Origin of the sequence: Prochlorococcus sp. MIT 1011, from assembly GCF_047305235.1 — a bacterium.
Lineage (GTDB): Bacteria > Cyanobacteriota > Cyanobacteriia > PCC-6307 > Cyanobiaceae > Prochlorococcus_B.
Genome location: NZ_CP138983.1, coordinates 129,534 through 143,923, shown reverse-complemented (window position 1 = coordinate 143,923; position 14,390 = coordinate 129,534). Strand labels below are relative to the sequence as shown.

General features: G+C 32.5%; 16 protein-coding genes and 1 tRNA gene. 5 read left to right on the top strand and 12 right to left on the bottom strand.

Annotated features, from left to right (window positions below):
• Position 1: 1 nt before the first annotated feature.
• Complete coding sequence (locus tag SIB75_RS00685; RefSeq protein ID WP_413683552.1) at positions 2-559, bottom strand: cofactor assembly of complex C subunit B; 558 nt, start codon at positions 557-559, stop codon at positions 2-4.
• Positions 560-743: 184 nt separating this feature from the next.
• On the opposite strand from SIB75_RS00685, the gene SIB75_RS00680 reads away from it, so the two are divergent.
• On the top strand, positions 744-1,388 hold the full coding sequence (locus SIB75_RS00680; protein WP_413683551.1) for a ribonuclease D: 645 nt from the start codon (positions 744-746) through the stop codon (positions 1,386-1,388).
• A gap of 21 nt (positions 1,389-1,409) precedes the next feature.
• Here SIB75_RS00680 and SIB75_RS00675 read toward each other — a convergent pair whose 3' ends face one another.
• Together SIB75_RS00675 and SIB75_RS00670 are read right to left on the bottom strand one after the other, a co-directional pair.
• Positions 1,410-1,679, bottom strand: a complete 270-nt coding sequence (locus tag SIB75_RS00675; RefSeq protein WP_413683550.1) for a hypothetical protein — start codon at positions 1,677-1,679, stop codon at positions 1,410-1,412.
• Positions 1,680-1,736: 57 nt separating this feature from the next.
• Positions 1,737-2,909 carry a lipid-A-disaccharide synthase-related protein gene (locus SIB75_RS00670; RefSeq protein ID WP_413683549.1) on the bottom strand — a complete coding sequence of 391 codons (1,173 nt, stop codon included), beginning with the start codon at positions 2,907-2,909 and terminating at the stop codon, positions 1,737-1,739.
• A 105-nt stretch (positions 2,910-3,014) separates the two neighbouring features.
• Between SIB75_RS00670 and SIB75_RS00665 the strand changes: the two genes are divergently transcribed.
• Positions 3,015-3,085: transfer RNA gene (locus tag SIB75_RS00665), tRNA-Cys, on the top strand.
• A 979-nt stretch (positions 3,086-4,064) separates the two neighbouring features.
• On the opposite strand, the gene SIB75_RS00660 is transcribed toward SIB75_RS00665, so the two are convergent.
• From SIB75_RS00660 to SIB75_RS00650, 3 genes are all read right to left on the bottom strand, one after another.
• Positions 4,065-5,303, bottom strand: a complete 1,239-nt coding sequence (locus SIB75_RS00660) for a hypothetical protein (RefSeq protein WP_413683548.1) — start codon at positions 5,301-5,303, stop codon at positions 4,065-4,067.
• Positions 5,300-5,983, bottom strand: a complete 684-nt coding sequence (locus tag SIB75_RS00655; RefSeq protein ID WP_413683547.1) for a hypothetical protein — start codon at positions 5,981-5,983, stop codon at positions 5,300-5,302. The genes SIB75_RS00660 and SIB75_RS00655 overlap by 4 nt, the downstream gene beginning before the upstream one ends.
• A 292-nt stretch (positions 5,984-6,275) precedes the next feature.
• A complete protein-coding gene (locus SIB75_RS00650; RefSeq protein WP_413683546.1) occupies positions 6,276-6,506 on the bottom strand; it encodes a hypothetical protein in 231 nt (76 codons plus the stop codon).
• Between the two features lie 512 nt (positions 6,507-7,018).
• Here SIB75_RS00650 and SIB75_RS00645 point away from each other — a divergent pair.
• Positions 7,019-7,450, top strand: a complete 432-nt coding sequence (locus SIB75_RS00645; protein WP_413683545.1) for a hypothetical protein — start codon at positions 7,019-7,021, stop codon at positions 7,448-7,450.
• A gap of 83 nt (positions 7,451-7,533) precedes the next feature.
• Here SIB75_RS00645 and SIB75_RS00640 read toward each other — a convergent pair whose 3' ends face one another.
• A complete protein-coding gene (locus SIB75_RS00640) occupies positions 7,534-7,713 on the bottom strand; it encodes a hypothetical protein (RefSeq protein WP_413683544.1) in 180 nt (59 codons plus the stop codon).
• 46 nt (positions 7,714-7,759) lie between these two features.
• Between SIB75_RS00640 and SIB75_RS00635 the strand changes: the two genes are divergently transcribed.
• On the top strand, positions 7,760-8,731 hold the full coding sequence (locus SIB75_RS00635; protein WP_413683543.1) for an aldo/keto reductase: 972 nt from the start codon (positions 7,760-7,762) through the stop codon (positions 8,729-8,731).
• A gap of 6 nt (positions 8,732-8,737) precedes the next feature.
• Here the strand turns inward: SIB75_RS00635 and SIB75_RS00630 are convergent, their stop codons facing one another.
• Positions 8,738-9,370 (bottom strand): histidine phosphotransferase, encoded by a 633-nt coding sequence (locus SIB75_RS00630; RefSeq protein ID WP_413683542.1) that lies wholly within the window; start codon positions 9,368-9,370, stop codon positions 8,738-8,740.
• Between the two features lie 160 nt (positions 9,371-9,530).
• Positions 9,531-10,580, bottom strand: a complete 1,050-nt coding sequence (gene purM / locus SIB75_RS00625; protein WP_413683541.1) for a phosphoribosylformylglycinamidine cyclo-ligase — start codon at positions 10,578-10,580, stop codon at positions 9,531-9,533.
• A 124-nt stretch (positions 10,581-10,704) separates the two neighbouring features.
• Between purM and SIB75_RS00620 the strand changes: the two genes are divergently transcribed.
• Positions 10,705-12,255 (top strand): bifunctional pantoate--beta-alanine ligase/(d)CMP kinase, encoded by a 1,551-nt coding sequence (locus SIB75_RS00620; protein ID WP_413683540.1) that lies wholly within the window; start codon positions 10,705-10,707, stop codon positions 12,253-12,255.
• Here the strand turns inward: SIB75_RS00620 and SIB75_RS00615 are convergent.
• From SIB75_RS00615 to SIB75_RS00605, 3 genes are read right to left on the bottom strand one after another with little or no spacing between them, the layout of a single operon-like run.
• Positions 12,245-12,718: a low molecular weight protein-tyrosine-phosphatase gene (locus tag SIB75_RS00615; RefSeq protein WP_413683539.1), complete on the bottom strand. Its 474-nt coding sequence runs from the start codon at positions 12,716-12,718 to the stop codon at positions 12,245-12,247. The two genes, SIB75_RS00620 and SIB75_RS00615, sit on opposite strands and share 11 nt — an antisense overlap.
• A gap of 18 nt (positions 12,719-12,736) precedes the next feature.
• Entirely contained in the window at positions 12,737-13,513 is a 777-nt protein-coding gene (locus SIB75_RS00610) for a phycoerythrobilin:ferredoxin oxidoreductase (protein WP_413683538.1), read from the bottom strand.
• Positions 13,514-13,521: 8 nt separating this feature from the next.
• The gene (locus SIB75_RS00605) at positions 13,522-14,244 is read right to left on the bottom strand and encodes a 15,16-dihydrobiliverdin:ferredoxin oxidoreductase (protein ID WP_413683537.1); all 723 of its coding nucleotides are present in this window, start codon (positions 14,242-14,244) and stop codon (positions 13,522-13,524) included.
• Positions 14,245-14,390 lie beyond the last annotated feature (146 nt).

The window sequence follows — 14,390 nt, the reverse complement described above, 5'->3', positions numbered from 1 at the left end:
GTTAAATAGGAGAAGACAGTAGAGAATTTTCACTACTAAGCTTAAGACTTTCGGATAATTCCAACTGAATTGCTATCAGCTCATCGCGATGAGCTTTGATTCGTAAAATAGTGCTATCAGATAGATCTGGACTTAATAACTTAACTTCTAATGATTCCTCCCTCTGGGATTTAACACGGTAAACAATTCCAGCTAGAGGTGCACCAATTGCAGCCAGTAGTAAAGGCCACCAACTCAAAGAGGGGTAAAGCTGAATGAGAACAAGACCCAAACAAGCAGAACCGAGTCCTCCAAGGCAAGACAAAAAAATCACCAAAAATTTACTAGAAGCAACATTGCCATTAAAGATCAACAATTTCTCTTCTACATTTCCTCCATTTTTTGTCCAACCACGTTCTCCCAACCAAAAACTAATTCCTTTCAAAACTTCCAGAGGAGGTAAAGGAGACTTAACATCTACAATTGTAGTGCGATCCTTACTTGCAGCTCGCAGAAAAAACCCCAAACCTATCGCCAATAAGATAGTGAGAAATAAAGTTGAGGAGAATGCATTTTGCATCTCAAAAATACGATCCTTTCAAGTTTAATTGTTCTAGTAAAGATGGCTACAAAAGAGAGCTAAAAAAATCAAAAAATCTTAGAAAAGATAAAATCGTTGAGTTTACCGAATATTTCATCATTTAAGGTATTAGAATTTGATCATAAAAAAATCACTGATTAATTCAATTTCCACTGAATTTATTATGCCGAAAAAACTTGACGAACCTTCGACGTTCAAGATCTTTGATAAAGACATAGATAATGAAACTGAAATTGCATTAAGCTCATCTTTAGCGTTAGCAGTTGATACAGAAGCCATGGGATTAATTCATGGTAGAGATAGGCTATGTTTAATACAAATATGTGATGAGTTAGATAATGTTTTTTGTATTCGTATAGAAAAAAATCAACATTCAGCTCCAAACTTACAATCTATTCTTGAGAAGAAAACAATTGAAAAAGTTTTTCATTTTGCAAGATTTGATGTCGCTGCTTTAGCAAGTAATCTAAATATTGACGTTAATCCGATTTTTTGTACAAAAATTGCAAGTAAAATTGGTAGAACTTACAGCCCAAGGCATGGATTAAAAGAAGTAGTTATGGAAACTGTTGGAGTTGAATTAGATAAGCAATCTCAATGCAGTGACTGGGGAAAGGTTGGTGATTTAACTCAAAAACAACTGATCTATGCAGCAAATGATGTTAGATATTTACTAGGGGCAAAACACAAACTTGAAGAGATGTTGAAACGTGAAGAAAGATGGGAATTAGCACAAAAATGTTTCCAATGTGTACCAATTTTTTCCGAGCTTGATAGAAGAAGATTTACAAATATTTTTGACCACTAGTTTTTTCAAACCAAAGGACAATTAGTCCTCAAGCATAAAATTTTCCTCTTCTTTTAGAGCCTTCAATAAGTGATCAAAAGAGGCAGAGGCAGATACACTTTGTTTTTGATCCTCATTAAGAGTTTGATCTAGGATCTTTTGAGCAATTTCTTTTCTTGATTGCAAGTCTTTTTTCCCTTCCTTAGCTGCCGCGACCTCTACTTTTCTTCGAGCGGCTGAAATACTAATACTTAAAGAGGATGCCAATTGAGCACAAATTTTAAGATAATGATGATCTTCAATTAGAGGCATATGCTTTAGTTTGTATAGAAAATCTTCATGAAAAATCTTCTATTAGATTACACCTCACTATGAACGCTGGGACAAGTAGGTAGAAATAATAAGGGCTAAAGAGTGACTGCCACCTACCTCGCCCATCCTTTTAGATCCTCTTAAACCAATAGCGTGTCTATCAAAATCAGAATTCAATAAAAACTCAACTCGTTTTGCGAGAGCTTGATAACCTTTTGCAATAGCTACAGCTCCTCCCAATAAACGACTTTGCCGCTTAGCAAAATTGAAATTAAATTGAGGTCCTTTCCCAGGTAAGGAGACACATGGGATACCTAAACCTACTAATTGTTCTGTAGCTGTTCCTGCATTCGCCACTCCTACTTCTCCCCAATTAGCCCAAGAAGAGAATTGATTAAAGCCAATTAATAAAAGTAACGATTTTTTTTTCCATATTTCCGAAATTCCTAATTCATCTATTGATTCATAAGTCGATTGAAAACCTAAGTCAATTAATATCAATTTTATTGTTTTACTCATTGAAGAAGAATTTAAAGGCAAAAAGACTGCCAAGGGAGATGAATGTTGAATAAGTTGAATTGCAATTAAAAGTTTTTTAAAATTCTCATAAGCCTCAGGTAAACGACTTCCACATAACAAAATCAAACGTCTATATGTTTCAAAATTATTAGGAAATTCTTTCTTTACCAGACCATCCATCATCGGATTGCCAGGGGCAATTGCTTCGACTCTGTGATTCCTTAAACCTCTTGCAGTAATTTTGTCTCTTACTGCAACCATTTTACAACGACTAGATCGCATCAACCAATATTCCCATGGATCCCACTCGGTTCCTTTTAATCGATGATAAATATCACTCAAGGAGAATCTTGGTCCACTTGACCACGTGTAATCACTTTTAGGAGTGCCAATAAACAAATAATCTGCACCACTAGCCCATGCAAAAAGAAGAGGTAATAAATCTCCAACTGCAACAATAATTCTTCCCTCTCTCGCTGATCTATAAATAAAAATCCATTGACTCCAAAGGCTCCAAATTAATCCAGCTTGTAAATCTAAAACTAGTCCACTAAGACTCTGATTACTAAATCCACCGCTTGGTAAAAATGTTGAGGGACCAATCTTGGTAAGCCAGCCATCCTTTATGAGCTTTTTAAACACTTTTCCTTCTCCAACCATTGGGAGCACTTCCTGAGAAACATCCGGATTAATTTTATGAAGTGCCTCCATGATTTGGCAGGCAATCGTATCTTCTCCATGTCCATTACAAAGAAACAAAAGTTTTTGTTCAGATTGGCTGATACGATTTGAATTGGAAATGAATATTTCATTTTCGGCGGCATGGCCAAGTGGTAAGGCAGAGGATTGCAAATCCTTTATCCCCAGTTCGAATCTGGGTGCCGCCTTCAACAGTTTACGCTTTATCTTCTTGAGAACCCTTCCAAGAACTATGCTCCAAGTGTATCGGGTTGCGAGTCTCAAGTCTAAAAAACGGTAGAAAAGTGGTAGGAAAGTTTTTACTCTTTTTTATCGACCCTTTTGATGCCAGGAGTTTTCCTACCTTCACTCTATCAATTGGTAGTTTTTTAAGCCGAATCATGTGTTTACAAGTTGTTCGTCCTAACAGGTGTTATGTGACTATAACTTTTTGATCTAATCGCCATGTGTAAACAAGTTACGTAACGTGTGTACAGGGTTTATAAAACCAAATGGTCATTATGGTTTTATTAATGAACAAATTCATCTCTTATCGAAGAGTCAGTACTCAATCTCAAGGTCTATCAGGACGGTGGGATTAGAGGGACAAAAACAATCTATTGATGATTATCTAACTACTGTAGAAGGTGAACTAATTAAGACTTAGTTGACGTTGCAAGTGGTAAAGATGATTCAAATATAGTAACTTTATCAAAGCGCAGTAGAGGTATAGATTTTATTTATTACACTTAAGGTTACGAAGTAATCATATTAGTTGCAAAGGAATATGACTAAAATGGTAAATCTTATATAAAACTCTGTAAAGGTTTATGAGGGAAATGAATATCAATAGTGGATTTATAGATTAACTCTTGGGGCAATTAATGAATAAATACTTGTAAATACATTTTAAATAGCTTTTTAAATAGGAATGAGAAATATATTCTTAGATTGTTTGTTATGAGGCATACTTCATTCAGGAAAATTATCTTATACAAAAATGCAACAATTAGTCTAAAAAAGAGATGTCGAAGAAAGAATATCCTAAGGATATTCTAATTTAAAGAAACCTAAGAGAAGGAAATAACTTATAACAATAGAGAATCACATATTCTTGATATTGAGAAAAAATAATTTGCTTCAACGGTTTTACAAATTATTAAATATTATTCTATGCTGCTTTGTATGCTATGCAATTGGATTTGTAATTATGCATATACTTCTTTGGCCTTTATGAGCTGAGTCAATTGAAATTAGTTTGGAATTGTTGGACCATCTTGGGTGTAAATCACATCGGAAATCATTTCTATAAGATAAAGGATGGTAATATGAAGCTAATTTATATAGATTATTATTATATATGTTATAAATTAGTAGCGATTGTTCAGAAAGTTTGTTTGGGTATGTATCAGTTAATAGAAGATCTGTTCTAGGATTTGATAATGATGGGTGCCCATCTTCTGTAAGGATTTTGTGACCTATTGTAGAAAAATTATTTTTCTCTAAATCAAATAAATAGTATGAAAGTTTGTTATCATTAAATCCACAATAAATAATTATTTTATTTGGATCAACCCAGCAATGGTGGCTTATAATTCCATTCTCCAACAAAATAGAATACTTTTGCGTTACAATATTATAAATATAAGCTCTAGAAAATCTTTTTCCATTAGGCCATACCCAAAGATGTAAGAAAAAGAATTTTTTGGAATCAGGAGACCAAAGAATATGATTAAAGTAGTGACTTGCCTCTCTCATTGTTGATAGAGGATTGTTTTCTGATATTTCTTTTAAACTTATTAATAACTCCTTTTCCCCAGTAGTAAAATCAACAATATATAGTCCGTCATTATCAGGAGCTTTATAATTAATTGTTTTATCTTTTATGTCTGAATAACCATATCCGGGCCTAAACCTTTGAAGCCTTGAAAAGTTAATTGATATATAGTGGGTTGCATTGTTATTTATAGAATATATAGGGCTGTTATATTCATTGATAACCTTTTTAGAATTAATATCTATAATTCTACAAATATGATTTTCATAATTAGAGGTATTATATATTATTCTGGAATCTTCTTTTGGTACCCATTGAAGTCTACAACTTTGCTGCCAACACCATGAAAATGTCGATGCTAAATAGTTAAATTTTTTATTTATATCTGAAAGATCATAATATCCAATCTCTAAGTTTGAGTTCGAGACATTAGATATTAGTTTTCCTTTTGTCCTGCAAGCTAAAACTAAGCTATTATCTAAAGAAAATGGAGTAATATCATGATAACCAAAAAATGTTTCATATCCTGATGAATTGTATTCTATATCTTTGAATTCAATATATTTTATTTTTCTTGATCTTAATAATAATAAGCGATTTAATCGTCTTACTATTTGTAAAATAAATTTTTTAAAATTAACTAAACTCACTTTTTTGTTAATCTAATAACTTTATTAATAACACGCTCTAGTATAGATGATCTAATTATTTCTGATCCTTCATTTATAGAACTTTCAATAATAGATAATTTGTTTTTCCATCTTTCCGGCTTTTTTGAAGCGATTATGAAATGATAGATAGAGCAATTCCTGTATGGAGTAGATGTGAAAGTTAAAGGAGTTAATTTATTTTTCTCAAGAAGTTTCAATATACTACCACTCATAAATCTCCAATAGTCTCCTAAGCTATCTGAATAATGTTCTTCTTGAATTGCTGGAACTACTAAAATAAGGATGTCATTTGTCATTAAAGAAAGATTTCTAAAAGCAGTGAAAATATCAAATACATGTTCTAACGTTGTATGGTTAAAAACAACATCTGCATAATCTATTAATTCTTTTGGTAATTTTGATTCGAGATCAAGCTGCATTTGACCATCTTCCAAATCACCTCTGACCCCTTCTCCATAATTTGTGATTGAATAACTTTTAGAATTAGGAAAATAATTTTTATAAAAACCACCTTGTTTATCTTCATCCTTCCATCCACTAATATTAACTATATTGCCTTTAAACAAATATCCCACTTTGCGCAGTACAGTATTTGACCAAATCCTAGCCTCTCTATAATCTCGGCCAGTGCTGAAAATTAAATTATTATTTATTCTCATGGATTCTCCTTTTTAAATACATATTACTATAAAGCCTGTTTTATTTGTTCTGATTCAATTTAATCATAAATGGTGAATGCTGTTTAACTTCAATATTAACATTATCGTTTTGATTAGTATTCTTTATTATTTCTCTTATTTTATTTGGTTTTAAAATTTTTAACTTGTTTGAGATATATTAATTATTTTTTAAAAAAATTGATTTTAACTTATTAAGATAAGATCTTAAATAAGATTTAAAAGAATATTTTGGAATGAATTCTTTTCTATTCGCCAACGATTTTGCAACTGATTACTTTTGTTTTGATTGAACCCATTTCACAGATCTTTTTGCAGCCTCTAACATATCAGAAGTATTCATAGATTCTTGAATAACTATTTTCTTTTCTTTTCCGTCCTTACATCTTCTTTGAAACTCTCTAGGATCGTTCTCTTTTGATGGTAAATACTGGGCATATATGTTTTGCGAGTTGTCTATACGTTTAATCCTTAAATCCTGTGGATATGACCCTCTAATTCTCAAATCCCTTGCAAAGTTTAAGGTTCTCCAGTTTTCGCGAATGTCTGAAAAGTATTTTTCCTACTAAAATTGACCAAAAACGATCAAAAATACGTGTTTTTACACCCTAAATGGTCGGGAAAGAGTAGGAAAATGACCAATTCTTTGTTAAAAGATCCAAGTTATAGTAGCAATTTCTATTGCTTTAAACCCACTTCGAATCTGGGTGCCGCCTTTATTAGTTTACGCTTTATTTTCCTAAGAACCCATCCCAGTGCTATGATTTATGTGTAGAGAGTAGCAAGTTTCAAGAAGGTTCAGATATTGATAAGTTGATTTTGTTTATCGATCGAAATATTGATCATTTTTACCGTAAGTCTTAAAATAACTACTAATCAAAAGCTGGTAGCCAATCAAAATACCAACTATTTAGATATATCATATGTTCATATCTTTATTTACTATTTCATTCGTTTAAAAAGTAGAGAGTAATATTAGTCATGAACTAATATTAAATACAATTAGCAATAATAACAGTGACTGATCAAATTGAATTCAGTTCTTTTTTTAAATTATTAAATTCAATAAAAGAGGGAGACTCGGAGAAAACATCTTTATTAGATGAACAAATTAGTGAATTTAAAAATGGTATCAATTCTAAAAATTTTCTAGAGGAGTTGGGATCTATTTATCTTTCAGTAGGTGTTACAGAGTTATATAATTTTACCAATCAAAAGGATCTAAAATCTATCGGCCTAATAGATAAAGAAGAATGGGAAAGTTTATCTGAAAAAAATCAACAGGAGCTGCCCGTCTTTCTTGCTAATAAAATGATTGAGTACATTAAAGTAAACAAAAAAGTGAAAGAAATTTCCAAGAAGTGGAATGTTAGAGAAGGTGAAATTAGAAAGCACATAACAAAAATGGCAAGATATATTACTGAAGGAATAATTGATGTGATTGAATAAATTAATAATTAAAAATCGAACTAAATACTTTGAGATTAATAATTTACTTTGAGATTCTGCTATCTAAATAAATAATTTCAAAGTTAATATTCATTGTCTGCAACGCAAATTCCAAGGCATCTTATACCATTACTTGCTGTTCTACCACAATGATTACATAGTACCTTTTCAATTTCATTATCTCCTAAATTGTCTTTTTGACTTTCTTGATTACTATTATTTTTTTCCAAAGAAAAATCTTTTAATCTGTTTAATTTATTCATGTAAGATAACTATAATAAACTTTTGAGTTAAATAAAAAATGAAGTCATGAATAAGAAAAAAATTGGCATTGGCATTGGCACTTGGGCATGGGGAAATAAATTGGTATGGGGCTACAAGCCTGAAACAGATGATATTTTACTTAAAAAAACTTTTTTTGATGCAATTGATGGCGGATTAGATCTTGTTGATACTGCAGATTCATATGGCACAGGAAACTTATTTGGTCAAAGCGAGAAGCTTATTGGCAATTTCCTTGAAGAATTACCCAAAAGAAAGCTCAGAAAAATCACAATTGCAACAAAACTCGCCCCCTTCCCTTGGCGAATTGGTCGCAATGGCCTCAATCATGCTTTTCAAGAAAGTAATAAGCGGCTTAGAGGACATATAAAAAGAGCACAACTTCACTGGAGTACTTGTCGTTATGCACCTTGGCAAGAAGAACAATTACTAAATGGCCTGGGAGATTTATACGAAAAAGGTTTAATTAAAGAAATTGGGCTGTCTAATACTGGTCCAAAAAGACTAAGTTTTTTGTATCAAAAGCTTAAAGAACGAGGAATTAAAATTACTAGTATCCAAATGCAATTTTCATTATTAACGAAACCAACTTTAGAAGATGAGAAAATTAAAAATCTATGTATTGAGCAAAATATAGAATATTTAGCTTATAGTCCACTTGCATTGGGAATACTAGCTATTAAGCCTAATAAGTCTCCTAAACCTAGAACATTCTTACGACAAAAATTATTTCAAAATATTCTCCCAAAAACCATAGAATTGAGAAAGTTACTAACTAATATTGGCGAAAAGTATTCAGCCTCCCAGGCACAAGTGGCATTGAATTGGATAAGGTCTCATGGAGCTAAACCAATAGTTGGGATTCGCAATCCCTTACAAGCTAAAGATGCGATTTCAGCACTTAACTGGTCTTTAACTCAAAGAGAAAAAGAAAGACTGGATTTTCACAGGAATAGTTGTCTCGCTAATATGCCTCAAAATCCTTTTACTAGTCCATAATCCAAATTAAGTATCAGGACTGACAATAACCTTCATTGAATCTGAAGAGGTTGGAAGAGTAATAACTTTTGCTGGTGGAAGTGGCTGTGTATTTGAATTTTTTTCAATTATTTCTTTATCAGGCTCTTTTTCATCTTTAGCACAAGCTTCTAATGCTTCTCTCAACAACGAGTCAAAAGTAGCACCTGGCAATCTATGCCTGGCGACCTCAAGGAATGTGAGTGGTAAAGACTCTGATGCTGCATCTTTTAATGCAGGATTATTTTTTCGATGCTCTTGTTCGTCTTGAATTGCTCGAATAAATCTAAGAGTTACTTCATGCTTAGTAGAAGCTTTAATTAAAGTATCGTTATCTCTTTGTCCATTAGTTGCTTCTTGTTCTAGATCATTAATTCTGCTCTCTAAACTGGTTAGCACTTCATCAGCTTCTTTCCCAATATGAGAGAGTTGTCCATCAGACAAGTTTGGCAAATCAGCCACATATACTTTTCCATGATCTCTGAGAGTTAGGAAAGTTGGTCTTGGGCCTCCATTTTGTCTAATACCAGATTCAGATTGTCCACCTAAAGGCTTTCTAGGTGGAGTTGGACCTGCAGAACTTCTCCTACGCGTAAGACGCTGTTGATTTTCAAAAGGCATAGAACTTAGAACTAATTAAGATCTGACTTCGCATTACCCGAACTAATATCCGGCTAGCGTTTTTTTACATCTTACTGTTTTTTTACCGATATAGAAAATCTTCTTTAACCTTAATTTAAGGTATTCGAAAAATTGGAATTCAGATTTTATAAACCTATGCTTAATACCCTAAGCCAGGTATTCCTAATATATCGAAATGCTTTGGATTATTCGGACTTTCAACAACTTTACCAATATTCCAAGCTTGAAAATCATTTTTAATACATATTTCTAATGCAGGATTCACTACATTTTTAGGAACAATTAAACAAAAACCTATACCCATATTAAAAGTATTCCAAAGATCGATCTCAGGAATATCACCAGCACTTTGTAACCAATTAAATATTTCAGATCTTTCCCAACTAGTTATATCTATTTGAGGTAATAATCCAGCAGGAAAAACTCTAGGGAGATTTTCTGGCAATCCTCCACCAGTTATATGAGTCATTCCATGAATTGGTAAATTTTCACCCAACAATTGATCAACAAGTTGAGCATAGATTGCAGTTGGTTTAAGTAAAGATTGAATCAAGTTACTTTGATTTGCCCCATACAGAGTATTTTGATCAGCATTAGCCATCGAAAGCACTTTACGAACAAGACTAAAACCGTTGCTATGAACCCCATTACTTTTAATCCCAATAATTTGATCCTCAGAATTAATTTGCGTACCACTAATTAAATGCTTATTTTCAGCAATACCAACACAAAATCCTGCCAGGTCATATCTTCCCTTGGGATAAAAGCCAGGCATTTCAGCAGTTTCACCGCCCAAAAGAGAACAATCAGATTGCCTACATCCGTCAGCAATTCCCTCTATTACTTCGGCTAAAGCATCGGGAGTTAAATTTCCGCTTGCAATGTAATCAAGAAAAAATAAAGGTCTAGCACCATTAGTTATTACATCATTTACGCACATTGCAACTAGATCAATTCCAACTCCAAAATGGAAGCCATATTGCTGAGCTAGTTCTAATTTTGTACCAACTCCATCTGTCCCAGATACCAATACAGGACTTTCATAGCCTTTTGGAATTTTTATACATCCTCCAAAGCCTCCCAACCCACCAATCACTTCACTTTTGTGAGTTTTTTCAACGCATGATTTAATTCTCTCCACAAAGGCTCTTCCAGCAGTAACATCAACTCCCGAAGTTTTGTAATCCATCAGTAAAAAGCTTTCTTTTTCAAAAGATTATGAACCCTCATATGAAATCCATATGGGATCAGTATGCAATTAACCTATTTCATTTCAATCATAAGTTGATGAAATCAATTTGTTTACCAACATAGTGGGACAAAAAATCTTCCAAACTAATGCTGAATTAAAAGATTGGCTTAGTAAACAAAATTCAACAATAATTTTCATCCCTACTATGGGAGGACTTCACCCTGGGCACCAATATTTAATTCAGAAAGCTAAAGAAAGGAAAACAAACACAAACCAAATTATTCTTGTCAGTATTTTTGTAAATCCATTGCAATTTAGCAAGGGTGAAGACTTCAAAAAATATCCCAGAAATATAAACAGAGATGCTGAAGTAGCTTTTAGTGCAGGAGCAGATGCAATCTGGGTTCCAGATTATTTTGAGGTTTTTCCCGGAGGAGAAAATTCACATTTCAAAATTCAAGTTCCTCAAACATTACACAATCAATTATGTGGTGCTGAAAGAAAAGGACATTTTGATGGAGTCGCAACCGTTATTATTCGTTTGATCAAAATCATCCAACCAGAGAAACTAATTCTGGGAGAAAAAGATTGGCAACAATTAATTATCATTAGAAAACTATTTCAAGAACTCTCTATACCAATAAGAATTGAATCCTTTGCAACACAAAGAGATCAAAGTGGATTTGCTTATAGTTCAAGAAATACTTATCTAAGCCATTCTGAAAGATTGAATGCTCAGGCTTTACCCAATGTAATTCAAGATGCTAAAGACAGTTTTTCTAAAGAAAAGATAATCAGTCTCCAAAAGATCGAGTCCAAGCTTAAACACAGCAATTTAGAAATCGAATACATCAAAATTGTAGATGCATTTTCATTGGAAGAAAAAGAGAATATAAAAGGTATATGTCTTTTAGCCGCAGCGGTAAGATGTGGCTCTACAAGACTTATTGATCACACTTTTCTTATGCATCGGAAACCGATTATTGCCATTGATGGCCCAGCTGGTGCTGGCAAAAGCACAGTAACTAAAGAATTTGCAAAGAGACTTGGTTTTATTTATTTAGATACTGGTGCAATGTATCGGGCAGTAACTTGGTTCATACTCCATAATTCGATTAATCCAAGTAACCAAGTTGAAATCAAAGATATCTTAAAAGATGCAAAATTAGAATTTAAAAGCTCAAACTTAAATGAGCAGAAAATATTCATTAATAATACTGATGTAACAGAGAAAATACGATCTCCAAAAGTTACTTCAATAGTTTCTGAAATTGCCAAACAACAGTTTGTAAGAGAGTTACTTACAACAAAACAACAAGTTATTGGAGATAGCGGAGGTTTAATTGCTGAAGGAAGAGATATAGGCACAGCTGTATTCCCAGATGCAGATGTAAAAATCTTTCTGACAGCCACTCCAAAAGAAAGAGCGAAACGACGGTCTCTGGACTTAGAAAAAAGAGGTTATAAATATACAAGCATTGAAGATCTTGAAAAAGAAATTAAGGAAAGAGATAAAAAAGATAGCGAAAGAAAAATCGCCCCCTTAAAAAAGGCTCAAGATGCAATAGAACTAGTTACTGATGGACTAAATATTGAAGATGTATTAACAGAAATGACTTATATTTTTAGAGCAAAGATTCCAGAAGAAATCTGGCCAACCCCTAATCTATAAGACTATCTATTAATTCATCAATAGCTTCATCCAATAAGTCTAGAACCCTCTCGAAGCCATTTTGACCTCCATAATAAGGATCAGGAACTTCATCTAATTGTGATTTTTTAGAGTAACTTAAAATAAGTTTTATTTTAGAATTAATAGGATAAGTATTATCTTTAATTAATGATTTAACAGCATTAAGATTATCTTTATCCATAACAAGAATATGATCAAATTCATATAGGTCATTGTCGTCGATTTTTCTTGATCTACTTGTAAGTTCTATACCTCTTGATAATGCTGCTTCACGCATTCTTCGATCTGCCAGATTTCCAACATGCCAACCGCCAGTTCCTGCAGAATCAACAACAAAAAGATTTTCTAAATCTCTATCTTTAATTTTTTGCTTAAAGATTGCTTCAGCTGCAGGTGAACGACAAATATTCCCCAGACAAACAAATAGAATTTTTTTTACCATTATCAAAATGTATATACTTTATTGTAAATCAAAAAGAATATTATTTATATAGTTTTCAGCCCAAATATCACCAAAAAAACCTCTTAACATTCCTCTTGCTGGATCTTTTTCAGCTCTATATCGCATATATTTTTTCTGACCATTTAGCAGAATCGAAGCTCTTTCTGGTGAAACCCTCTTTGCATTAGTCACTAAATCCAAGAAAAAATTCAAATACTCATCAAAAGCTGGTTTAATAACCTGATTAATTAATTTATCACCATCTTCACCTAGAGGGATTCTAGTCCAAAGGAAACCTGGAGAAAAATATTTTTTAGCCTCCGATGGTATATCTCCTCCTGAAGGAAGTTTAGATTGCCAATTAGCGTGTATAGATTTTAATTTTCCTAAAACATATTTAGTATGAATCAGATCATCTTTTAATGCAGGTTGAAGATCTAATGCAATAAGATGTCCACTTGGAAGTGTTACAAAATCGGCTCCAAAAAAAGGTACATCATAATTATTAAAAGGTGAAATTACCAAATTCATTACAGAAGTAATTTCTCCAGCTTGCAGGCAAGCGCATCTAGCCTGACGTATTTTTTCTGTCTTTAAACCCCATGTTTCCAAAATAACTTTTTTAGGATTAGAATTTGAACCCCAAAAAGATTCTCTAAAAAGAAAATCATTCTCTATTGGATAAGGGCTAGATTGAAAAATAGAAAAACCCTTAATAGTTTTATCTAGAAAATAATTCCAACGCCAATTACGAATTGAAATAGGATCAAGACTATTATTTCGATTATTTTGCATTTAAAAAACTAAAATAAAGAATTAAAATTTTCTATGCTTAAGGGAAATAAAAACTCCTTCATATATTTCTCTGACCATTCTTTGCCAAAAAAGCCAGAAAATAAACTATGAGCAGGGTCTTTTTCAGCACTATATTTATCATAATCTATATGTAATAAGCTGACCTCTTGAGACTTAATATGATTTTCATTAGCTTTAGATAAATCAAGATTTAACCAATAATTTCTAAGAAAAGAGCTAAAAACCTTTGGCAAAATATTTTCCGCTTCAAAACTACCACCTTTGCAAAATAGAGCCCATGGAGAAAAGTACTTGCTTGGATCATATATATTACTTTTCATATCAGAATTAAATTCATTAAAACATTTTTTAAGGCTTTTTAAGCCAGCAAAGTATCTATCAAAATATTCTTTATCTTGAACAAGAGGCTGATAATCTAGAATAGCAACTAGCTTTTGTTTTTTTTCAAACCATAAAATGTCAATACCCATAATTGGCATATCATTGTGATAATGAGGATAAGCAACTGAATTTAATACTTGAAGACGATTACCTGCATCCAATCTGGTGACTCTCCATCTTCGAAATTCAGGGACATCCCATAACCAGCTATTTAGTTTATAATCACCTTTTTTAGAAACTCGTTCACAAAATTCATTCGGAACAGTCAACTTCTTACCGCCATGTTCAAGAATATTTTTTGTTAACTCACCTAAAAGTTCATCAAACATATACAGTTACCTCCTAGGAGAGTTTAATAATCTACTCTCGCTTAAAGTGATTGAATTAGTTAAAAAGAAAAAATACAAACCTTTTTCAATACTATTATAGGCATCTTAATAGAGACTGAATATAAATAAAGAAATAGTCTTTAGAA

Excerpts from the sequence above, each read along its gene's own strand:
- purM (WP_413683541.1), bottom strand. The coding sequence starts at position 10,580 with ATGGATTACAAAACTTCGGGAGTTGATGTTACTGCTGGAAGAGCCTTT.
- SIB75_RS00615 (WP_413683539.1), bottom strand. The coding sequence starts at position 12,718 with ATGGTAAAAAAAATTCTATTTGTTTGTCTGGGGAATATTTGTCGTTCA.
- SIB75_RS00630 (WP_413683542.1), bottom strand. The coding sequence starts at position 9,370 with ATGCCTTTTGAAAATCAACAGCGTCTTACGCGTAGGAGAAGTTCTGCA.
- SIB75_RS00635 (WP_413683543.1), top strand. The coding sequence starts at position 7,760 with ATGAATAAGAAAAAAATTGGCATTGGCATTGGCACTTGGGCATGGGGA.
- SIB75_RS00655 (WP_413683547.1), bottom strand. The coding sequence starts at position 5,983 with ATGAGAATAAATAATAATTTAATTTTCAGCACTGGCCGAGATTATAGA.
- SIB75_RS00640 (WP_413683544.1), bottom strand. The coding sequence starts at position 7,713 with ATGAATAAATTAAACAGATTAAAAGATTTTTCTTTGGAAAAAAATAAT.
- SIB75_RS00680 (WP_413683551.1), top strand. The coding sequence starts at position 744 with ATGCCGAAAAAACTTGACGAACCTTCGACGTTCAAGATCTTTGATAAA.
- SIB75_RS00670 (WP_413683549.1), bottom strand. The coding sequence starts at position 2,909 with ATGGAGGCACTTCATAAAATTAATCCGGATGTTTCTCAGGAAGTGCTC.
- SIB75_RS00675 (WP_413683550.1), bottom strand. The coding sequence starts at position 1,679 with ATGCCTCTAATTGAAGATCATCATTATCTTAAAATTTGTGCTCAATTG.
- SIB75_RS00605 (WP_413683537.1), bottom strand. The coding sequence starts at position 14,244 with ATGTTTGATGAACTTTTAGGTGAGTTAACAAAAAATATTCTTGAACAT.
- SIB75_RS00685 (WP_413683552.1), bottom strand. The coding sequence starts at position 559 with ATGCAAAATGCATTCTCCTCAACTTTATTTCTCACTATCTTATTGGCG.
- SIB75_RS00610 (WP_413683538.1), bottom strand. The coding sequence starts at position 13,513 with ATGCAAAATAATCGAAATAATAGTCTTGATCCTATTTCAATTCGTAAT.